Annotated in this window: 18 protein-coding genes, 1 tRNA gene and 1 pseudogene; 8 read left to right on the forward strand and 12 right to left on the reverse strand. The window is 43.8% G+C overall.

Annotated features, from left to right (window positions below; all coding sequences use genetic code 11):
- Positions 1-45: 45 nt before the first annotated feature.
- Positions 46-762: a DUF8091 domain-containing protein gene (locus HMPREF9193_RS10915; protein ID WP_021687755.1), complete on the forward strand. Its 717-nt coding sequence runs from the start codon at positions 46-48 to the stop codon at positions 760-762.
- Between the two features lie 76 nt (positions 763-838).
- On the opposite strand, the gene HMPREF9193_RS08740 is transcribed toward HMPREF9193_RS10915, so the two are convergent.
- Positions 839-1,570, reverse strand: coding sequence for a flagellar filament outer layer protein FlaA (locus tag HMPREF9193_RS08740; RefSeq protein WP_021687756.1), 732 nt, complete (start codon positions 1,568-1,570; stop codon positions 839-841).
- Positions 1,570-2,325 carry a flagellar filament outer layer protein FlaA gene (locus HMPREF9193_RS08745; RefSeq protein ID WP_021687757.1) on the reverse strand — a complete coding sequence of 252 codons (756 nt, stop codon included), beginning with the start codon at positions 2,323-2,325 and terminating at the stop codon, positions 1,570-1,572. Before HMPREF9193_RS08745 ends, HMPREF9193_RS08740 begins: the two co-directional genes overlap by 1 nt.
- Before the next feature lie 158 nt (positions 2,326-2,483).
- Between HMPREF9193_RS08745 and HMPREF9193_RS08750 the strand changes: the two genes are divergently transcribed.
- Complete coding sequence (locus HMPREF9193_RS08750; protein WP_021687758.1) at positions 2,484-3,488, forward strand: class II fructose-bisphosphate aldolase; 1,005 nt, start codon at positions 2,484-2,486, stop codon at positions 3,486-3,488.
- Positions 3,489-3,785: 297 nt separating this feature from the next.
- Here the strand turns inward: HMPREF9193_RS08750 and creD are convergent, their stop codons facing one another.
- Positions 3,786-5,159, reverse strand: a complete 1,374-nt coding sequence (gene creD, locus HMPREF9193_RS08755; RefSeq protein ID WP_021687760.1) for a cell envelope integrity protein CreD — start codon at positions 5,157-5,159, stop codon at positions 3,786-3,788.
- Positions 5,160-5,199: 40 nt separating this feature from the next.
- A complete protein-coding gene (locus HMPREF9193_RS08760) occupies positions 5,200-6,177 on the reverse strand; it encodes an ROK family protein (protein ID WP_021687761.1) in 978 nt (325 codons plus the stop codon).
- Between the two features lie 30 nt (positions 6,178-6,207).
- Here HMPREF9193_RS08760 and HMPREF9193_RS08765 point away from each other — a divergent pair, with 30 nt between their 5' ends.
- Positions 6,208-7,059 (forward strand): copper homeostasis protein CutC, encoded by an 852-nt coding sequence (locus HMPREF9193_RS08765; RefSeq protein ID WP_021687762.1) that lies wholly within the window; start codon positions 6,208-6,210, stop codon positions 7,057-7,059.
- A gap of 20 nt (positions 7,060-7,079) precedes the next feature.
- Here HMPREF9193_RS08765 and HMPREF9193_RS08770 read toward each other — a convergent pair whose 3' ends face one another.
- Positions 7,080-8,861: a tetratricopeptide repeat protein gene (locus HMPREF9193_RS08770; protein WP_040848047.1), complete on the reverse strand. Its 1,782-nt coding sequence runs from the start codon at positions 8,859-8,861 to the stop codon at positions 7,080-7,082.
- A 1-nt stretch (position 8,862) separates the two neighbouring features.
- Entirely contained in the window at positions 8,863-9,438 is a 576-nt protein-coding gene (locus tag HMPREF9193_RS08775; RefSeq protein ID WP_021687764.1) for a LiaI-LiaF-like domain-containing protein, read from the reverse strand.
- 64 nt (positions 9,439-9,502) lie between these two features.
- Between HMPREF9193_RS08775 and HMPREF9193_RS08780 the strand changes: the two genes are divergently transcribed.
- The 3 genes from HMPREF9193_RS08780 to HMPREF9193_RS08790 are packed head-to-tail and all read left to right on the forward strand — an operon-like array spanning position 9,503 to position 13,067.
- Positions 9,503-10,579, forward strand: a complete 1,077-nt coding sequence (locus tag HMPREF9193_RS08780) for a tetratricopeptide repeat protein (protein ID WP_021687765.1) — start codon at positions 9,503-9,505, stop codon at positions 10,577-10,579.
- Positions 10,576-11,640 (forward strand): lytic transglycosylase domain-containing protein, encoded by a 1,065-nt coding sequence (locus HMPREF9193_RS08785; RefSeq protein ID WP_021687766.1) that lies wholly within the window; start codon positions 10,576-10,578, stop codon positions 11,638-11,640. The genes HMPREF9193_RS08780 and HMPREF9193_RS08785 overlap by 4 nt, the downstream gene beginning before the upstream one ends.
- Positions 11,641-11,651: 11 nt before the next feature.
- The gene (locus tag HMPREF9193_RS08790) at positions 11,652-13,067 is read left to right on the forward strand and encodes an OmpA family protein (protein ID WP_021687767.1); all 1,416 of its coding nucleotides are present in this window, start codon (positions 11,652-11,654) and stop codon (positions 13,065-13,067) included.
- Between the two features lie 30 nt (positions 13,068-13,097).
- On the opposite strand, the gene HMPREF9193_RS08795 is transcribed toward HMPREF9193_RS08790, so the two are convergent.
- Entirely contained in the window at positions 13,098-13,781 is a 684-nt protein-coding gene (locus tag HMPREF9193_RS08795; protein ID WP_021687768.1) for a hypothetical protein, read from the reverse strand.
- A gap of 302 nt (positions 13,782-14,083) precedes the next feature.
- Here HMPREF9193_RS08795 and efp point away from each other — a divergent pair, with 302 nt between their 5' ends.
- Entirely contained in the window at positions 14,084-14,647 is a 564-nt protein-coding gene (efp, locus tag HMPREF9193_RS08800) for an elongation factor P (RefSeq protein WP_021687769.1), read from the forward strand.
- Between the two features lie 57 nt (positions 14,648-14,704).
- Here the strand turns inward: efp and HMPREF9193_RS08805 are convergent.
- Positions 14,705-14,778, reverse strand: a tRNA-Val gene (locus tag HMPREF9193_RS08805).
- Between the two features lie 104 nt (positions 14,779-14,882).
- Between HMPREF9193_RS08805 and HMPREF9193_RS08810 the strand changes: the two genes are divergently transcribed.
- Positions 14,883-15,503 (forward strand): hypothetical protein, encoded by a 621-nt coding sequence (locus HMPREF9193_RS08810; RefSeq protein ID WP_040848050.1) that lies wholly within the window; start codon positions 14,883-14,885, stop codon positions 15,501-15,503.
- A 44-nt stretch (positions 15,504-15,547) separates the two neighbouring features.
- Here HMPREF9193_RS08810 and HMPREF9193_RS08815 read toward each other — a convergent pair whose 3' ends face one another.
- The 4 genes and pseudogenes from HMPREF9193_RS08815 to HMPREF9193_RS08830 form a co-directional block, all read right to left on the reverse strand.
- On the reverse strand, positions 15,548-15,982 hold the full coding sequence (locus HMPREF9193_RS08815; protein WP_021687771.1) for a response regulator: 435 nt from the start codon (positions 15,980-15,982) through the stop codon (positions 15,548-15,550).
- Between the two features lie 24 nt (positions 15,983-16,006).
- The gene (locus tag HMPREF9193_RS08820; RefSeq protein ID WP_040848052.1) at positions 16,007-16,471 is read right to left on the reverse strand and encodes a chemotaxis protein CheX; all 465 of its coding nucleotides are present in this window, start codon (positions 16,469-16,471) and stop codon (positions 16,007-16,009) included.
- Between the two features lie 16 nt (positions 16,472-16,487).
- Positions 16,488-17,927, reverse strand: a pseudogene (locus HMPREF9193_RS08825) (chemotaxis protein CheW).
- 53 nt (positions 17,928-17,980) lie between these two features.
- Positions 17,981-20,506, reverse strand: a complete 2,526-nt coding sequence (locus tag HMPREF9193_RS08830; protein ID WP_021687774.1) for a chemotaxis protein CheA — start codon at positions 20,504-20,506, stop codon at positions 17,981-17,983.
- Between the last annotated feature and the right edge of the window lie 111 nt (positions 20,507-20,617).

The raw sequence follows: 20,617 nt of genomic DNA on the forward strand, positions 1-20,617 counted from the left end.
AACAAGAGTATTTACATTTCAAACATACAGATGTATAGTAGTATTATGATAAATACATACAATGAGTCTTCTTTGCATAAAAAGTTTAAAATTGCGGCGGCACAAAAATATAAGGGAAAGACAGAACAAAGCGTCGGTCAATACATTTGCGATGTTGCAACCGGCGACGGAACGGTAATAGAAATACAAACGGGAAGCTTTAAACATATATGTGCCAAGCTTGCCGATTTATTAAAAACACATCGGGTACATCTTATACATCCGATTGCATGCGAAACATATATAGAATATTACGACAGAAACGGCCGCCTTTTGTCGCGCCGCAAAAGCCCGGTAAAGCGCGGTATCTACCACATCTTTGACGAACTGACCGCACTGTATGCGCTATTGCCGCATACAAGCTTTTCGTTCGAAGCGGTTGAAACGTCAGTGGTAAAAAAGCGCATAAAAACCGCCGAACCGGTACAGTCGGCGAACAAAAGGCGGCGCTATAAAAAAGCATGGCTTGCTTCAGATACGGACATAGAACATTTTGGAAAAAGCCGCATTTTTTATACTTTAGACGAGTACCTTGAGTTTTTACCGAAAAATCTTCCGCCGCAATTTTGTACAAAAGATGTGTATGCCCTTATTAAAGAGCCGGCGGCGGGCGTAAAGCAAATAAATGAAATGCTGTGGTTGTTTCGAAAACTGAACCTTGTTGCGCGCATCGGAAAGCGCGGAAACGGATTTATATATTCGAAGATTAAAACAGGGATTTAAAAACAAAAACCCGACTATAAAACCGCTCGGGTTTTGCAGTCGGGTTCTTTATCGAAGTGAGGGATGTCCGGTAATTTTACCAGTTATCCATCATATCGTAGGGGTCGCGGTTTTCAAAAGCATACATATCGCTTATAGCCCGCAAATCATCGAAGTAAATATAGTAAGTACCGAAAGCAAATTCGGGGTTGCAGTCAACACGGAATCCTACCACCGAAAGTCCGGGACGGCTGCTAAAATATGCGCTGTCTTGTACAATACCGTGTTTGCCGTCCGGAGAAGGCGGAATTGCTACCACCATTTGTTTCCAGCCCGTAAATGCCAAAGTTCCCATATACAATTCAAAGTTGTTGCCGAAAAAGTCCTGCACAAGCAAAGTAAGCGTATGGTTTTGATTGCGTCCTGCAACCCACACCGATACCGTTTTTGCAACCCCGTCGATTGCTAAAGGCTGCGAGGGAGTAATAAAAAACGAATTGATACCGCGGCGGAAAAATTCAACTTTTGCGCCGTATGTGCGTTTATCGGATACGGCTTGTTCACCGGAACCGGAAGAAACCGTGCTTTTTGCTTCAGGGTCGGGACCGCCTTCAAAAAAACGTCCGGTAATAATACCGTAGTCGGGGGACATTTTTACGTTCCACGATCCTTCGCGTTCAAACAAATCGATCGATACTTCACGAAGCGCAAAGTTTGCCGAATCCGCTCCCACAATCGTCGGATCGGGGGCAGTTAAGTCTGCGTTTTGCGCATACACAAGCGCCGCCGTACAAGCGACAGCCGCTATAAGAATAATCAGTTTTTTCATCAGTTCGTTCCCCCGTTTGTGTTTACGGCGTTCAAATCGATATTCCGCAAATTAAATCCGTCGTACACATTGGACAGCGTATTTGAAGAGTATCTGACTTGATCAAAATAAATTAAAAAGTCGTCTACATATTCTTTCGGATCCGTTCTAATACGGAAACCGACAAAGGTCATTTCTCTGGGAGCGGTGCGGAGACGGGAACGCTGGGGAATCCACGACGGAACACGTACTACTACGTTTTTCCAGCCGTAAAAATTCAAATTGGCTGCAGGAAGTACGTGAACCCTGCCGGTTGTATCGCGCACAAGTACATCCAAATAGTACAAATAATTTGCTCCCCATACCCAAAAATCGAGTTGCAGTACGCTTCCTTTAAAAGGAACTTCGTAGGGAGTCATCGTACCGTCTTCGGCTTTTTTTTGCGGATACAGTTCAACCCAGTTATTGCCTTTGCGCTGGAATTTGACCTGCAAACCGAGTACTTGCGGATCGGGATCGCCTTCTACTCTGTACAGCTGCAGAGAATTGGGGATACCGGGAACGTATGCCATTTTAGGGTATACTTCACCTTCTTCTTCATTGACGTATATCAATTTGCTCGCTTGAACAGCCCACGACCAATCCTGACTATCGGGTACGTCAAAGTTATCGATTAAAATCGTCTCAACGCTTTTCGCATTTGGCTGGGCAGACAGCGGCAGACAAACACATAAAGCAAGTACAAGACTTACACAGACCAAACCGTAATGTTTCATCCAACAACTCCTTTTCTCAGTATCTTAGGAAAAAAGACATTCATATATAACTATATCGGCATAATTATATTTCTTCATCATATCTTTGTCAATCTTTGTATTGATTATTTTTATAAAACTGCATATTATTGTACCGGTAATTCCAATAAGGAGCTTTTATGGTCAGTTACAAGGATTTAGGTTTGGTAAACACAAAAAAGATGTTTGCCAAAGCAATTAAAGGCGGCTACGCAATTCCTGCTTACAATTTCAATAATATGGAACAACTTCAAGCGATTATTCAAGCATGCGTAGAAACAAATTCACCCGTTATTTTGCAAGTTTCTTCCGGTGCGCGCAAATATGCGAATCAAACGCTTTTGCGCTATATGGCGCAAGGTGCCGTAGCTTATGCAAAAGAACTGGGCTGCAAAAAACCGCAAATCGTGTTGCACTTGGATCACGGCGATTCGTTTGAACTGTGCAAATCCTGCATTCAAATGGGTTTTTCCTCAGTTATGATTGACGGATCTTCTTTGCCCTACGATGAAAACGTCAAACTGACAAAAAAAGTATGCGACTATGCGCACAAACAAAAAGACTACGTAACCGTAGAAGGCGAATTGGGCGTTTTGGCAGGCGTTGAAGACGACGTATGCGCCGAAGAAAGCCATTATACCAAACCCGAAGAAGTACAAGACTTTGTAAAAAAGACAGGCGTAGACTCTTTGGCAATTTCCATCGGTACCAGCCACGGTAGGCAAAAATTTAAACCCGAACAGTGCAAAAAAAATGCCGACGGAATTTTGATTCCTCCTCCCCTCGCCTTTGACGTATTGTCGGAAATAGAAAAAAAATTGCCCGGCTTTCCGATTGTATTGCACGGCTCGTCTTCCGTACCGATCGAATACGTTAAACAAATCGAAAAATTCGGCGGAAAATTAAAAGATTCGGTCGGTATTCCTGAAGCGCAATTGCGCAAAGCATCCAAGTCTGCCGTATGCAAAATAAACATCGATTCGGACGGACGTCTTGCGATGACCGCAGCTATCCGCAAAGTATTTGCCGAAAGCCCGAGCGAATTCGACCCGCGCAAATATTTGGGTCCCGCACGCGACGAACTGAAAAAAATGTACATTCACAAAAACAAAGAAGTACTCGGTTCGGCGGGAAAACTGGACTAAGCGTTTTAAGAGGCTGTCCAAAAACTGAAGTTTTTGGACAGTTTCCTTGATTTTATATGCGATGTTTTAAATTAAGTCATTACTGACAAAGACTTAATTTAAAACTCGTCGGGGATGGCGAAAAAGTAACCGACTTTTGAGACATCCCCTCGTTTAACCGAAATATTGAGTCTGGTGCGGAAACTGAAGTTTTTGCACCAGACTCTTTGATTTTATACGCAAACAGCAGTCGTTATTAATAATAAGGCGGCGCCGTTCCGCTTGCCTGCCGACGGAGTGCCGACAGGGCGGCACAAATTAAGCTTTTGCTTTTCCGTACCAATCGACTTTTCGTGTAAGGAACATAAGAAGCGCAACAACGCAAAAAATGCCGATGCTTCCGATAAGCAGCGCGTAATCTTCCGACTGTAAAATACCGAACAGCAAAAAATACGAAACCGCTTGTACCGCCGAAAGCAGCAAACCCCACTTAAAGCGATGGAAGATCGCTGTCGCATAAAACAGCACAACGGCACATACACCGGTTGTCGCAATAAAATAACTTAATTTAAACGAAAGATGTTCTGATATGGAAAGAATAAGTAAATAAAACAAAATATCGGCAATACCTATAAGAAAATATTGGATGGGATGAATTTTAACCGCGCTCCACAATTCGCATAAAAAAATAGCCAAAAACGGCACTGCCAAAAATAAAAGCGCATAGGTTATACAGCGCTTGGCTTGCGAATAATTGTTTACCGGAGTGATAAAATCCACAACTACTTTTTCAGCTTCCAAACCTATTTTTGCCGTGTTTACAAAAAGTTCCGCATCTGCGTTTTTTCGGTTGCGGCTTTCCGTTTTCCACGTGCGCGGAAAAACCGTGCTTAAACCGGAAATATTCCATACGGCGCTAAAGCCGTCTTTGCCGAGCGTGCGTTCGGTAGGAAGCCATCCGCCGGTAAAACTGGGAGAGGACCAAGTTGAGCGCAAATCGAATACGTTATCCTGCGCAAGCGGAACGATTTTTAAGCTTTTGCCGCCTTGAACGGAAAGTTTTCCTTTAAGCGAAAAACCGGATTTTACCGCCGATTCGTTTACCGTATAGTATACGGCGTTGCCGAAAGGAGAAGCATCGTTAGGGTCAGAAAGCGCAAGTTTAAGTTCGTTTCCGTTTAATTGCAGCGCAGGCTGCGCGGTAAAACTTTTTTTGTTTTCTATTCCCAGTATAAGAACGGCATCTTTATAGCGTATGTCTTTTTCCGGTATATTAAATTGACTAAAACGGAACGGCGGAAATTCGGCAGCAACATCAACGTCGGCGTTAAAAACGGGCACGTTAAAAATACCTCGCGAAAGATAATACGGATTCACTTGCGCCGAAAGCTCATATTTTTCGGGAACTTCAATAACATAGTAAGTTTTAACGCTGCGGACCGTATTGCCGTTTTCGTCTTTGCGCTCGACAAGTTTTTCGTAGGGTACGGCAAGCACCAGTCCTTCGAGCGTCGGCTGACCGCCGACCGGTTCCATAATGGAATCTTCGGCGCTTTCTTTGTAAAATTCTCTATCGCGTATCAGCGATTTAATAAAGGCAATCGGAATTAAAAGCACAAGTAAAAGCGCAAAAATAATCAGCGGTTTTACCCATGCCCATTTACCCGAAAAATTAATCGATTTTGTTTCCATAATAATTCCTTAATATTTTTTTGTAACATATTGTAATATATTAAAAACGGCTGTTAAGCAATGCAGCTCCTACTACGCCCGCTTTATCCTGTAAAACTCCCGTGCAAATAAGCGGCAGCTCCGTATTCGGGCCGCGCAAACACTCTTTTTCGGCAATCGCGCGAAGCGGTGCCAGTAAAGCTTCACCCTCTTTGCTTACCCCTCCCGAAAGCACAATCATTTGCGGCTGAAAAATACTTACGGCATTTACCGTACACGCCGCTAAAGAGCGGATATAATAGTCGAGTGCCGCCTTTGCCGCTTTATCGCCCGCCTTTGCCGCACAAAACGCGGTACGGCCGCTTACTCCCTCAAGTGTACCGCCCGCTTCGCGCCACAAACTGCTTTCCGGAAAGCGCTGCATAAACTCGCGCGTAGTTTGCTTTAAACCGTTTGCCGAAGCATACATATTAATACAGCCTTTTCTTCCGCACGGACAGTCTCTTCCGTCCAATTCGATAACAGTATGCCCCAACTCCCCTGCAAGACCGTTGCTTCCGCGGAATATGGAACCGTTTAAAATAATGCCCGAGCCTATGCCCGTACCGATGGTAATCGATACCATGTCGGTGCACGGTTTTGCAAGTTTTGCGCAAGAGCCTGCACCGGCAATATACTCTCCCCATGCTGCGGCGTTGGCATCGTTTTCCGTATACACGGAGATATGCAATTTTTTTTCCAAATAGTCTTTTATCGGAACTCCGTAAAACCCCAAATTTGCGGCAACTTCCACCACTCCTTTTTCGATATCCACAATTCCGGGCGTACCGATACCCGCAAAAGCGCATTTTTTAAGCGACATATCCGGCACTTGCGCGCACACATCAAAAACGGATTGCGCACAATCGTCCAAAATCTCGTTCCACGGGCGGGGCAAACGCGTTTCCCGTGTGCAAGAGGCTATAATACGGTATGTATTGTCCAGCACGGCGGTTTTTATTGCTGTGCCGCCTAAATCTATGCCTAAAAAATATTCCATATTTTCTTATAATGTGCTATAATAAATCTTATGTCAACCGATACCGCTTTTTTACAACGCACCGTTTTACCGCACAAAGTACTTGAAGTATGCGCCGATTCTTTTGACTCTGCCGTATGCGCACAAAAAGCAGGAGCCATGCGTATAGAATTGTGCGCCAATTTGATTATCGGCGGCACCACGCCTACACAAGCTTTAACGGAAGTAGTTGTACAAGCGCTTTCGATTCCCGTCCATGTACTCATACGGCCACGCTTCGGCGACTTTTATTACAGCGCATCCGAAACCGAATGCATGAAACGCGATATAGCGCTGTCATGCAAAGCCGGAGCCGCAGGTATTGTAATCGGCTGCTTACAAACGGACGGTTCTTTGGATACAAAAAAGCTTAAAGCTTTAATGCAAGCCGCTAAAGAAGCTGCCGGAAGCGGCAAAAAACTTTCGTTTACCCTGCACCGCGCATTCGATATGTGTAAAGACCCTTTAAAAGCATTTGAGCAAGCAGGAGAATTGGGCTTTGATACCGTTTTAACATCCGGGCAAGCTGCAACATGCTGGGAAGGACAAGCTTTGCTTAGCGAACTTGTCTCCCTTTCACGTGCAAACACAAACGGCGTCGGTCAAACCGGTAAAGCCGAAAAAAACGTGCACTACCCTGCAGTTATGGCGGGAAGCGGTTTAAAACCGGAATATATCGTACCGCTTGCACAAAAATGCGGCATAAACTGTTTTCATCTTTCCGGGAAAAAAGTCGTACACAGCCCCATGCTCTATAAAAATAAAAACGTCAGTATGTCGTTTAAAGGAATGAGCGAATACGAGCTGTGGACAGCAGACGAAAAAACAATCGCCGAAGCGCGATGCCAATTCAATATGCTGTAATTTTTTACAGTCGAAAACTTTTATTTTAACAACCGTTCAAGTTCGGAATTAAGCTTTAAAAAAGCCGTGTCGGCAGGGTTTAGAGCAATTACTTGCTTCAGATAATACTGCGCTTTGCGGTAATCGGCGCGGCGGTAATAATATGCGTATAAATCATACAGCGCGTCTTCGTTGCGCGGATTTGAAGTTAAACTGGAACGTAAATCAGAAAGGCTTTGCGCATCCGAATCGTCCAAGCGGCTGCGTTCGTAGTACAGCACGCTTTTCATTTTACCGGCAGCACCGGGAAGCAGCGTGTTTATAAGCGCAGCGGCTTCTTTTTTTTTGCCTTCGGCAATCAGCAGCCGTATGTACCAGCGCTGCAGTTGTTCATTTTTGGTATCGGCAGTATAAAACTCTTTTAAAACGCTGCGCGCTTCTTCGGTTTTTCCCAAAGAAAGACAAATTTGTACGTGAGCCAATGCTGTATCAAGGGTAAAAGGCTGTTCGCGGGACGCTTCGCTGCTGTATTCGTATGCTTTTTCCCAATTTTTCTTTAAAACGGCATCTTTTGTTAAAACGTTCAACGCACGGTTATTGTGCCGATCTTTTTCCAATACGCGCGCGGCAAGCTGCGCCGCCGTTTGAGAATTGATGTTTTGAGCGGAAGCCGAAGCGGTTTCCGCAGCTAACAAAAGCACTTCGGTGTCGTTGGGGTAGCGGCTAAGCGCTTCTTGTACCGAAACAAGGGCTGCACTGATGTTTTTATTCCACACCGTTTGAAGATGCGCGCGCAGCAAAAGATATTCTTTTGCCGTTTTATCGTTTCTGGCATACGCATCCAAAAGAGCTGATACGCTCAAATAATCTTCAAGCTGAAACAAAATCTTTGCCCTAAAAAGCAAAAAATGCAAATTATCCGGTTCACGCTGCAGTATGCGCGCCGCAAGGTTTTCCGCACTTGCATAGTCGAGCGCTTTAAACGCTGCTTCTGCGCTATGCTTTAACACATCCGTATTTTGCGGTTCGCTTGCCAACAATTTTTTTGCCGTCTCGTATGCACGTTCGGTTTGCCCTGAATCCGAAAGCGCTTGTATAAGCGCAAGGGTAAGGTACGTATTGTTTGATTCGAACCTTGCGGCGCGCTCCAAAAGAGCGAGTGCTTCATCGCTTTTTTTTAAGCGTAATTTAAGTGTTCCTGCCAAATACAGGGCAAGCACCGAATCGGGGTTTATAGTAAGGGCTTTATCGAGCGAAGTTTCCGCCGCATCGTAAAACCCGTCCGTAACCGATGAGGGTAAAATCAAAGACGGCAGCACCAGCATAAAAATATCGTCAGATGCAGAAGAAAAAACGTACACTCCCTGCGCTACCGAATTCAGCGTGGAAGTATACAGGTTGTCGGGTAAAGGAGCGGGTACTTCCCATGTTATTTTTTCGTTTTGCCATACGTGCTTAAAAATCGAAGCACATACGGCAAGCAATACTTTTTCCTGTTCCGAATACTTTTGATTTGCTTTTCGAACAGAAGCAACAGCTCTGCGCACGGAAGACGGGCTGCCGTTTTGTATATTTCGCAATACGGCGGTATCCACTCCCCTAAAATACGACGGAAAAATTTTAGCCGAAATTACGGTTTGCACGGGCGCATTTTCGCCAAAAGCGCTTTCCAATGCGCGCTGTGCTTGTGCAGTTTTTGCCTCGTTTTTAGCAGATGAAGCACACGAAGCAAAAAATGAAGACAGTGCTAAAATTAAAAAAACGGTATGGGCGAGTGAGCGCAAACGCCCGAAGTATGTACCGCTTTGCCGCATACAATTCATATTATTGTAAATATTCCTCGTCGTCTTCGGAATCTTCAGCTAAAACAGGTGTTTTTTGTTTTTGCATATACAAAAACAGCACAATCAATACCAAGCCGAATACAACGAAAATAAGAGGCCACCACATACGGGCAAATTCCGCAAACGAAACGGAAATAATATCGAGCGAAAAGCACAAAAAAAACAAGCCCAATCCGGTAAGCGTAATCCCCGGCACAATATAAAACGCTTGCAGTTTACAAAACCGAATATAGCCGGACGGAAACAACAAAACTCCCGATAAAATAACGATAAACGGCCACACTTTGTTTAACCCGTAAGGAATCAAACGCGCACCGATAAGCAAAAACAACACGCCCGCACAGCATAAAAACAAACCGATAAATACAAAAAATGCCCGCTTTGTTCCCCGCAGTGCAAAATACGATATAATTCCGCCGGCACAAAGCAATACCAACGGGCGCAGAGCATACGAGCCGAAAGGCAAAGCCGATAAAAAACTTATTAAAAGTATAATTCCGCCTAAAGCAAAGATTAAACCGGCGGCAAGCAGCATATCGGGTTTACTGTGTTTCATACACACAGCATACAACAAGAAGGCAGTCTTGCCAATAACCTGCCGGACATGTTACAATAAAAAAATGTCCGGAAAAGCAAAAAAAACGCTGTACGGTAAACCTATGCGTCTTTTTATATACAACCTTTGCCTGTTTTGCCTGTGTGCGCTCTTGTGCTCATGCGCCGATTTTGCAAAAGAGCGTAAACCGATCCACAGTCAAAACGAACTGTTTGCTCTTTTAAATAAAACAGCCGAAGATGACGAACGGCGCTTTTTTATCATCAATCAAATAGCTTCAAATTACCGCAAAGCAAAAAAAGACGGCGAGCTTATATTATTTTTAACCGATTATGTAAAAAAACACCCGCAAGACAAATACAATGCGTATTGGCTGCTTTTAACCGCATACGTGTACCAAAAAGAAGGCGCAGAGCCCATTGCGGAAATGTATTTTGAACGGATAATAAAAAATTACGAAGATTTAGCCGTTCAGGGAAAATCGATTCATATCATCTGTTTGCAAAATTTGGTTAGAATAAGTACGTCGGCGGAAAACCGTATTGACTATTTTAAACAGCTGATAACGCATTTTCCTGAACAAATTAGCAAAACGGAATTATATATGCGTTTGGCGCTTGAATACGAAAAAACGGGAGAATGGTACCAAGCGCTGCAATCGTATTCACTTTTTTTGGGGCAAGAAGATGCTTCAAAAATACAAATTCCGGGAGTACCCGACGCGTACGAACAAGCGCGCAAATTGGTCGATTTTAACAATTCGCCAAAAGACTGGACCTTTGAAAGCCTTGAAGCTTTGGAAACGGCGGTAAAACAATCCATTACCGCATATCAATTCAATACTTTGGACAGGTACCGTTCAAAAGTAAATTTTTTTGCCATGTCATGGAAGCAGGATGCCGGAGACCCGAACACTCAAGTTGATTTTTCTATGCGCGATTTCGGTTACGGCAACCGCGTGCGCTACAATGTGCAATTAAGCGAAGCTTCAAACCCGAACGAAGCATATCTTCGCACGTGGGGATGGAACTCATACGTAAAAATATGGTATTTTTATTTTAGAAAAGTCAATTTTCCGCTTAATCCCGACATTCACGGAAGATGGGAATGGGCGGGCATTTACTACGGTGAAAAGCTATGAAAAGCCGAAAGCTTTACGTGTATGTCTTTTTTTTAACCTTTATAGCGGCAGCCCTGCCTTGCAGCGAACAAAGCAGTCGTGAGAATACTGAGAATACGCGCACAAAAGCTTACGTTCCGCTCGATATGCCTTACAGCGACCACCGTCTTATAGAAAAACAACGAAAAGAATTTTTATCCGATTCCGGTAAAAAATGGCTGACCGGCGTTGTGCAGCGCTCAGCAATATACCGCCCCTACATACGTAGTAAACTTGCCCAATACGGATTGCCGCAATGCCTTGAATTTTTGCCGATTATAGAATCGGCTTACAACCCGCATGCGGTTTCCAAATCAGGTGCAACCGGTTTGTGGCAGTTTATGGATAACAGCATAGCCGGCTTTTTGCAAAAAAACGAATGGGTGGACGAGCGCAAAGACCCGTGGTTCAGCACGGAAGCGGCAGCAAAAAAATTAAAAAACAATTACACTTTTTTTTCAAATTGGGAACTTGCACTCGCCGCATACAATATGGGCTTGGGCGGTATGCAAAAACTGATAAAAAAAACGGGACATAAAAACTTTTGGTATTTAGCCGACCACGGACTTTTACGGTCAGAAACCAAAAATTACGTACCCAAATTCATAGCTATTGCAGATTTAATTACCAATGCCGAGTATTACGGCTTGGATATTCCCTCATACGACAGCGACGCGGGTTTGAATTTCGGTGAATGCATGCTGACAAAACAAATCAGCCTCGAAATTCTTGCAAAGGATACGGGCATTGACTACAATGTGTATAAATTATTAAATCCGTCATTGCGTTACCAATTAACTCCGCCGGGCACGGTATACAGACTGCGCATTCCTTCAAACTGCGAACAATTGGTATTGCACGCGCTGACAAACCAGCAAACCGGCGATTTTGCCCGTATTTATACGGTAAAACAGGGAGACACGTTGTGGGGTTTGGCAAAACGCTTCGGGACAAGCGTAGAAAGTTTGTGCGCTATGAATAACCGAAACCCAAACACAATTTTACGTATAGGAACGGTATTATTTGTGCCGATACTTAAATAAGGCGGTGCGCTATGAAGGGTATAACACAAAAAAGCATACACAGTCAAAATATTCAAAAGATTAAAAACGTTGTGCTGTTTACGGCAATGTGTGCGTGCTTTTTTTTCATATATCCGCACATATATGCACAAAGCGCTCAAAAAACCGCAAACGAAAGTATTACAGCCGAAAGTTTTATAAATTGGCAAACGGGCTTTTTTTCATCGAATATTATGCTCGATATGAAAGCATCAGGTTTTACGCTTCCTGCAGGACGCAGCGCTGCAGTTAACCGCATACAACAGCAGCTGCCCCTTTTAATCAAAGACCCGCTTTTAACGGTTTTAGTCGATTCTTCCACCCAGCTGGGCGATGTTGTTTCAAAAAATCAAATGACCCTTGAAGAATTAACCGGTATTATCGATAAAGGAACAAAATCTGCCGGCGTGTACGGAAGACAAACCGATACGCTTTCCGTAACGCACAGTATGCAATTACACTCATTATCTTCTCCGCTTGTTTTGCACAAAAGTCCTTACGCGCCCACCGTTCCTATAGAACAGATTTCTTCGCGGGTATATACGGGTATTATTATAGATGCCCGCGGCGCGCTTCCCGTGCACGGCGAATTTGTAGAAGAACACGGTTCTCCCTGTTTGTTTCCCAAAATTTGGGATACGACTATGGAATTATTATACGAGCGCAATATGAGCGATCCGGAAGTTGAAAAAAAAACGGGACCGGTATCTTACGAGTTTTCTCCTGAACGCGCATACGAAGCAAAACGTGTAGGCAACGATCCTTTGTATATCAGCGCACGGGAAATATTCGGCATATACCGCACCGATCCGGTTATTGCACGTTCGGACGCACTGAAAATACTGTCGGTTCCTGAAAACAGACAGCTGCTGCGGCAAGCAAAAGTAGTTATACTGCTTGACGAACAAGCGCTTGTGCATCCGGTCGCCGCTCCACTAAAAGATAAAACTTATTATTTTGAATACAAAGAAACCGAAGACTTTATACATGAAAACAAAATACCCGATGTAGAAATAAACGATACTCCCCGGGGTATGCAAATTTCGGTGCGTGATTTAAAATTTAAAGCTGATTCCGCCGTTTTGCTTCCTGAAGAAACAAAGCGACTGGATTTAATTGCCCAAGCGCTCAAAAAAGCGGCAGCGGGCAACGAATATACAATTTTAGTTGAAGGCCACACGGCAAGCGTCGGCAAAGAACGCGGCGAAAAAATACTGTCCGTGCAAAGGGCGCAAACCATTATTGCCGAGATGGCGCGCCGCGGCGTAAACGAAAAATTGTTTACCTACCGCGGTTACGGCGGTACGCACCCCATCGGCGACAACACCACTACAGAAGGACGCGCACTAAACCGCCGCGTTGAAATTACCGTTGTTCCCAAAACAACCTATATTCAACGCTTGTACTAGTATTGTGGCGTGCCGCAATACGCGCACAAATTAAAGACCGTTTTGGTTTATCAGCGCTTTAACTTTATTAACCATTGCTTGCTGATCGGCGCCCGTCTTTAAATCGGCGGCAACTTTATCGATAACAGAAAGCACTTGCCTGTCTAAAGAATCGCGGTCTATCGTATAAAACACATATACGCGGTATTCGTCGGCATATTTTGTTTTACTGTTCGGCTCATAACGGCGCAATAATACCCACCAATCGTTTATTTTACGTGCACCACTGTATTCGATATTCGATGCGGTTTTTACAACGTTTTCAAAATACGTTGCATAAGAGCCGTCCGTGCCGCCGCTTGAAGCGCCGCTAAACAGCGCGTCTACACGCGTAGAAACCGTGCGCGCAATCGTTTGCGGCATGTTAAAGCCGTTTACCCACGCCTGCCCTGCATCAACGTTTGATGCAGTTGTTTCGGCTACAAAACAATATACATTTTTATAGTCATTCAGTTTTTCCAAACCGGTAATTCCTTTTTGGATATAGGTTTGCACCCATACCGGCAGCTCGTTAATTCCCAAAGCGGAGCCTTTGTGTTCGAGTACTTCAGTTTTAACCGTTCCCGACAATTCCCGTGCTTCCGGTTCCGCATTTTTTTTAGATGCACAGCCTGCAAGTATCAGAAATACCGACACGGCTGCACAAAAAAGAACAGATGCTGTTTTAATACGCATTGTTTACCTCCAGTTAATATAGCGAATGTAACATAAAATAACTGAAAATACCAGAGCTAAACACATCCGTAGAGCGCAGCAGTGTTCACCCCTGCTGCAGCGTTCACATCCCGTTCGATGCCGATATAAAGCGAGCCGACTTTGCCAAATGCCCGGGCGTCTTTGTGCATAATGTGCGGATAGCAAAAGCGAGCGATCTTTCCGAATCACAAATTAAAAAGCTTTAAAACGAAAAAATGCTCGGTTGCCATAAAAAAGCGAATTCGGTATAATACGGTATTCTATTTTTTGAGAGGAACATCATGATTAGAGGCGGAGATATCGCCAAAGGCACGGTACTTTTAATAAAAAATGCGCCCTTTTTAGTTGTTGAACGCGAATTTGTAAATCCCGGAAAAGGCACCGCTTTTGCCCGCGTAAAAATGAAAAACTTAAAAGACGGTTCGGTTTTAACGCAAACGATTAAAACCCCCGATATGGTTGAAGATGCAACCGTAGAAACTATAGAAGGACAGTATCAATATTCGGACGGAGAACATCACATTTTTATGGACACCGTATCTTTTGACACTGTCAACGTACCGACCGGTTTAAACGAAAATCTAAAATACTATTTGCGCGAAGGCGATACCTACCCCATCGTTATTTGGGATGAACAGCCCATCGACGTTAAAATACCGCAAAAAATGGTGTTTACGGTTGCCGAAAGTGAAAACTATGTAAAAGGAGACACTGTATCCGGTGCAACAAAACCCATTATAACCGAAACGGGTTTAACCGTACGTGTGCCCCTTTTTATAAAGCAAGACGAAAAAATCTTGGTAAATACCGAAACGAATGACTATGTTGAACGGGTAAACAAGTAAAATACTTGTAGCACAAATGCAAGTTTTGTGATATAATTACTGCAGTTAATGAAGTGCTGGGCGATACTGGGATCGAACCAGTGACCCCTACCATGTCAAGGTAGTACTCTAACCAGCTGAGCTAATCGCCCTAAAGATGTTCAACCATAACATATAGCAGTATTTTGGTCAAGCGTTGTGCTTTGACCAAACCGTTTTCATTTCGGTATTCCTCGCGCCGAAAAGGGTAATAGCAGTGTACGTACTAATATTACACAAAGAGGGCGGCAACACAGAACTTTTGCAATATGCGCTTACACGTGAAGGCTGCACTCAAAAAGCAGTTTTTGATTTTATAAGTTTGCTTACGGAAATCCGCTTAAAACTTCCTGATTGTATTGTTATATACCGTTCTTTTTTTCCGGCTTCAAGTACAACCGAACAAATTACGCGCTGTCTTGACATGTTTATTCCCATACATTGGTTTGAATTTTCAATACTTTTATACGACGTAAACAACGACAAGGCAGCCCTATCCGAAATACTGTGCAGCGAACTGTGTACCGAAGAAAAAAATGAACAAACCCGCCGCTTATTAGACAGCGCAATGCATACAATACATCGGTTACAATGCTTACCGCAGCAATTCCGCGCTGCAGAAAAAAAACTGTACGCAATCCTTATGGAAACAAATGCTGCACTTTCGCTTAAAGAAATGAGTTATGCACTATGGGGTACATGCACAAGCGCTCACATAAGAACGCTGTACACATATATACACAGAATCAAACATCTTTTACAAGAAGACCAATCGCGATCGGAAGTATTGGTAAAAATAAAAAAAGGCTGTTATAAACTCACATTCGGTGAATGGTGAACTGTAACAGCCTTTTTAACTTTGATTTTAGAACAAGCGGCGCTTTATTTTGTACAAGCGGCTATGCGTTCCAAAACTTTTTTGCGGTCAAGCGGTTTAACGATGTAGTTTTTAGCGCCTAAAAGCAAAGACTTTTTAACCAATTCTTCTTTTCCAAGCGCACTTATCATAACCACGCGGGCATTTTTATCAAACGCCATAATTTGTTCCAATGCGGTAATACCGTCCATTTTCGGCATGGTAATATCCATCGTAACCAAATCCACATTCGGGCATAATTCTTTGTATTTGTCTACGCCTTCTTGTCCGTCGGCGGCGGTCGCGACCACTTCATAACCTTCGCTGGTAAGGATTTGACCAAGCTGTTTTGCAACGAACATTGAATCGTCAACGATAAGGACGCGTACTTTGCTTCCGTCGTCTTTTAATCCTTCGGGCGGTCTTTCATTAATCGACGGAAAATCCTGTTTTGTTTTCATGATTTTATGTCTCCCTTACTTCCCTCAGTTTTTTTCACGGATGGCAACGTTTACTTCCAATTTACCGAATTCGGTAATCATCGGAACAATCAAAGCTTCAACTTGATGATCCGAGATTTCCATTTTTTCACCGGTAAACAGAGCCGGCGGCGTTAAATCGAATTTAAAGCCTAAATCGTGCAGTTTTGTAACCGCTTGCGCCGTTATCAAGTTTGCCAATTCCGTAATGGTAGCTTTTGCCAATTCATCAAAAGCAGGTAATTCTTCCATATTCATACGGGAAGCAATTTTCATTGCAGTATCGAGCGTCATATCAAATAAAACACGACCCTCTACATCTCCTGCAAGCCCTACCAAAGCCGCAACTCCCATTACCGGCATTGTTGTCGATTTAAGATATAAATCGCCCCGCGTTACCTTACAATTTAACACTTCCGATAAAACGCTGTATGCTGTTTCTACAAAAGGATTGATGTACTCTACGCGCAAAATGTCCTCCTAAAATTTATTGTTTCGTATATGTTATAACGGAACCCTTGGTAATTTCAAGCCATTTAATTTTATCGGCAAGCGCTTCGTTGTCACCGACGATAATAAAGCCGTTTCCTCTGATTTTTTCGTAAAAGTCAGTAAGCACATTTTGCCGGCTTTCTTTCGGAACAAAAGACAAAAAGTCTCGGGCATAAATAATATCTACCGGCGAAACGGAATTGGTGTTTGTACAATCGTGATACTCAAACGATACCGAATCGCGTATTTGCGGCGCAAACATCATTTCGCCCGATACGGTTTTTGAAAGATAGGGATTATACCAACTGTCGGCTTGTGTAGGATCTATGTGTAAAAGCGGTGCATTTGAAACGGCAATTAAATCCGTATCTTGCGCATACACGCGGATTTTTGCATTCGGATAGCGTTTTTTAAGCAAACAGGCAAGCGAATACGCTTCGTAACCGTTACCGCAGCCCGGATTCCACGCTTGTATTTGTTTTGCATTGCTTTCGGGCAAAAGCGCATACACTGCAGCCGCATATTCATTTGACCACAGTTTATTTGCGTATTGCGAATAAAACGGAGACAAAAACGCATCGGCATCCGCTTCATTTAAAATCTGTACGTTTGCACCGGAACGTTCTTTTTTCCACTGCATATAACGCGATTTTGCCCAATTTTCGTTAATATCCGAAACATAAAAGTGCTTAAACGAAGCTAAACTGTCCACAATAAACGAAAATTCCGGCTCGTTTATTTCAGAAGCTGCATCGGTATCGGCTTGTTTTGCCGGTGCTTTTTTATCTTGAGAAGCAGATCTTGCATCGGCGTTTGCGGTTTGCGCCGTTGGTGCAGCCGCTTTTTCGGCGGTAGGCACATTTGACATATTGTGCACCACAGCTTGCGCACTTTCGGAAACAAAAGCCCTATCGCGCAATAAACCGACATTTTGCTCGTCGTCGCAGCGTTCTCCGGTTTGAAAACCGAAAATACGGTCTACATCGAGCAAAATGTACAAACTGTCCGACGTTTCCACAACGCCGTAAATATACTTTATGTTTATATCGCCGAACAGCGGGTGCGGCGGCTGAATGGTACTGCTTTGAATACCGACAACTTTGTCTATGCGGTCTACCACAACACCGTATTTTTGTTCGCCGAAGCTGATAATAATAATGCTTTCCTGTTCTTCTCCGGAGCGCTCCGGTACATCGATATTAAAAAACAAACGCAAATCGATAATGGGTATTATTTCGCCGCGTAAATTATACACACCGATAACAAAAGGAGCGCTGTTCGGAACATAAGTAAAGCGTCCCGCTTTTGCAATTTCTTTTACTTTAAGAATATCAATAGCATAATCTTTGCCCGCAAGCGCAAAGGTTACCATTTTAAAGTCTATATTTACTATTTATTCTTTTTTTTCGGCAGTTTCTTCGCCGACTGCTTGCATTTCGAGTGTATTTTCCATTGCTTTCTCCACTTCCTTACCCCGGTTGCCTACGATTATTTACCGCCGACAAGCTGTGTATCTTTTACGGATAACTTATCCAAAGCATTCAGTTCTTGTTTAACGCCGAGTTCCAACAACTGCCCGACATCGATAATCAAAGAAACCGAACCGTCGCCCAAAATGGAAGCGCCGGCAATACCCGGAGAATTCGCAAACTGGTCTTTAAGCGGTTTTATAACCACGTCTTCTTCGCCGATAAGAGCGTCTACCATAATACCGATTTTTTTATCAGCCGTACCGACGATTACGATAAACACATATTCCGATTCCTGTTTGTTGCGTATACCGAACAAACGGCTTAAGCGCAATACGCTGATAACTTCATTGCGCACGTTTAGAACTTCGTAATTATCTATGCGGTTAATTTCCGATGTACGGATTCTTTGGCTTTCGATAACCGAAGCAATCGGAATGGAGTATACTTCACTGCCGACGCGCACCAAAAGACCTTGAATAATAGCCAATGTAAGCGGCAGTTTTATGCTGAAAGTCGTGCCTTTTCCGTGCTCGGAAGTAACGATAACCGTACCGTTTAATTTTTCTATTTGTGTTTTTACTACGTCCAAACCGACGCCGCGGCCGGATACATTGCTGATTGTTTTTGAAGTGGAAAAACCTGCGTCAAAAATAAATTGAAACGCTTCTTGATCGGTAATAATTTTGTCCGGATGAATAAGACCGCGTTCAATCGCTTTTGCTCTAACGGCGTCCACGTCTATACCCTTGCCGTCGTCTTCGATTTCGATAACGATCATATTACCTTCGTTTCTGGCTTTTAAATGCACCGTTCCGGTTTCGTTTTTTCCTGCAGCGCGGCGCGCTTCCGGCGACTCAATGCCGTGGTCCAAAGAATTGCGGACGCAGTGCATAATGGGATCAAGCAAATCTTCAACAACCGATTTATCCAGTTCCGTTTCTTCACCTTCAATTACCAAATCGACTTTTTTATCCAAGTCGCGCGACAAATCGCGCACGACGCGCGGAAAGCGCGAAAAAATCTGACTGATGGGAACCATACGGATTTTCATAACGCCTTCTTGCAATTCCCCCGCTATGCGGCCGAGGTTTTGCGTATACGAGCGGAATTTACCCGAAAAGGTTTTAAATTTGGAATCGAACGGATCGAACATCGTATACAATCCGCTAAAATCCTGCGTAACGGCTGATTTAATATCTTTTGTATTTTTACCGTTTTGTGCACTTTCAAGATAATTCGGTAACTGTTCAAACAATGCGCGCACCCGGTCTTTATAAGACGCTTCAATGCCTTGAAGTTCGGCTTGCAAATCGTTTACTTGCAAAGCCGTTTGGTTAAACGCCGCTTTTGCAATAACCGTTTCGCTGACAAGGTTTAAAAGATAGTCTATGCGCTTTGAATCGACGCGCAATACGCTTCCTGCAGCAGCGTGTGCGGCGGATGGGGCAGCAGCAGCTTTTTTTGCGCCGGCACCACTTGTTACGCTTTGTCCGGATCCGGAAGCAGAGGCTGCTTTTGTTTCCCCGCTTGCAGCCGAAGCAATTTTTTCTTCGGCAGTACCGGATGCAGGTGCCGTCTCGGCAGCAGCTTTCGGCTGCGCTTCAGCTGAACTTGCGCCCGTATCGGTCTTTGCTTCAGGTTTTGCCGCAGACGGTTCGGGAGCAGCTTGGGCTGCCGGAGTGCTTGAGCCTACAGCGTCGCTTATATCTTGAGCGTCAACTGCAGTTACCACATCGTCTAAAAAAGCTATATCTTCAATTTCATCGCCGCTTACGGCGGATGCTACATAATACACAACTTGAGGGTGAAATTCATCTTCATATAATTCTTCAAAATCGGGAATTGTTTTTAAAATATCGGTTTTTTCTTTAAGGGCTGCAAAAACTTGAATACCGCCGACCGAATTCATGGGGTTCGACTCATCGAAAAAAACGGTAACTCCCCACAGTTTTTTCGGAGCAGGACTCAATTGCTTTAATTCAAGCAATTCGTACTCCGACACATAGCCTGCAGGAGACGGCAACTTATCCGGTATACCGTCTGAAAAATCAGGCAGTACGGACGTGCGTGCCGGAGCTTCGGGAGCGGGGGCTGCAGGAGCCGGCGCTTTTGCAGCCGAAGACTTTCCTTTTTTCTTTTTTGTGTCGGCGGGAACAAAAGAGTGCAGCTTTTGTTTTAATTCTTCCACATCTTCTTCATAAACGGAACCGTTTGAACGAGCGGCAAGCATTGCTTTAATAACGTCTATTGACGATAACAGCACATCCACAACATCTTCGGTAACCGGTATCGCATCGGAACGCAGCTCATCCAATACGTCTTCCACCGCATGGGTAAAGGTGGAAAGCTCGGTCATTTCGACGGTTGCCGAACCGCCTTTTAATGTGTGTGCCGCACGGAAAATTTCGTCTATGGCTTCGTGATTAGAGGGATCGTTTTCGATAACGAGAATATTACTCTCTAAATTTTCAACCTGCTGCTCAGCTTCGCTGAAAAAATCCTTTAATAATTCTTCATTATTAATATCAAGATAATCACTCATATCTATATATTCTATCCAGATAAACGGATAAGTCAAGTAGGAAATGTGTTATTTAATGAAAATTCCGTTTTTTTTCTTTTAAATAGGGTAAAATTAAAGTTGAACGTATTT

Origin of the sequence: Treponema lecithinolyticum ATCC 700332, assembly GCA_000468055.1 — a bacterium.
Lineage (GTDB): Bacteria > Spirochaetota > Spirochaetia > Treponematales > Treponemataceae > Treponema_C > Treponema_C lecithinolyticum.

Coding starts and splice junctions, on each gene's coding strand:
- HMPREF9193_RS10915 (WP_021687755.1), top strand. CDS start 46: ATGATAAATACATACAATGAGTCTTCTTTGCATAAAAAGTTTAAAATT.
- HMPREF9193_RS08740 (WP_021687756.1), bottom strand. CDS start 1,570: ATGAAAAAACTGATTATTCTTATAGCGGCTGTCGCTTGTACGGCGGCG.
- HMPREF9193_RS08745 (WP_021687757.1), bottom strand. CDS start 2,325: ATGAAACATTACGGTTTGGTCTGTGTAAGTCTTGTACTTGCTTTATGT.
- HMPREF9193_RS08750 (WP_021687758.1), top strand. CDS start 2,484: ATGGTCAGTTACAAGGATTTAGGTTTGGTAAACACAAAAAAGATGTTT.
- creD (WP_021687760.1), bottom strand. CDS start 5,159: ATGGAAACAAAATCGATTAATTTTTCGGGTAAATGGGCATGGGTAAAA.
- HMPREF9193_RS08760 (WP_021687761.1), bottom strand. CDS start 6,177: ATGGAATATTTTTTAGGCATAGATTTAGGCGGCACAGCAATAAAAACC.
- HMPREF9193_RS08765 (WP_021687762.1), top strand. CDS start 6,208: ATGTCAACCGATACCGCTTTTTTACAACGCACCGTTTTACCGCACAAA.
- HMPREF9193_RS08770 (WP_040848047.1), bottom strand. CDS start 8,861: ATGAATTGTATGCGGCAAAGCGGTACATACTTCGGGCGTTTGCGCTCA.
- HMPREF9193_RS08775 (WP_021687764.1), bottom strand. CDS start 9,438: ATGAAACACAGTAAACCCGATATGCTGCTTGCCGCCGGTTTAATCTTT.
- HMPREF9193_RS08780 (WP_021687765.1), top strand. CDS start 9,503: ATGTCCGGAAAAGCAAAAAAAACGCTGTACGGTAAACCTATGCGTCTT.
- HMPREF9193_RS08785 (WP_021687766.1), top strand. CDS start 10,576: ATGAAAAGCCGAAAGCTTTACGTGTATGTCTTTTTTTTAACCTTTATA.
- HMPREF9193_RS08790 (WP_021687767.1), top strand. CDS start 11,652: ATGAAGGGTATAACACAAAAAAGCATACACAGTCAAAATATTCAAAAG.
- HMPREF9193_RS08795 (WP_021687768.1), bottom strand. CDS start 13,781: ATGCGTATTAAAACAGCATCTGTTCTTTTTTGTGCAGCCGTGTCGGTA.
- efp (WP_021687769.1), top strand. CDS start 14,084: ATGATTAGAGGCGGAGATATCGCCAAAGGCACGGTACTTTTAATAAAA.
- HMPREF9193_RS08815 (WP_021687771.1), bottom strand. CDS start 15,982: ATGAAAACAAAACAGGATTTTCCGTCGATTAATGAAAGACCGCCCGAA.
- HMPREF9193_RS08830 (WP_021687774.1), bottom strand. CDS start 20,506: ATGAGTGATTATCTTGATATTAATAATGAAGAATTATTAAAGGATTTT.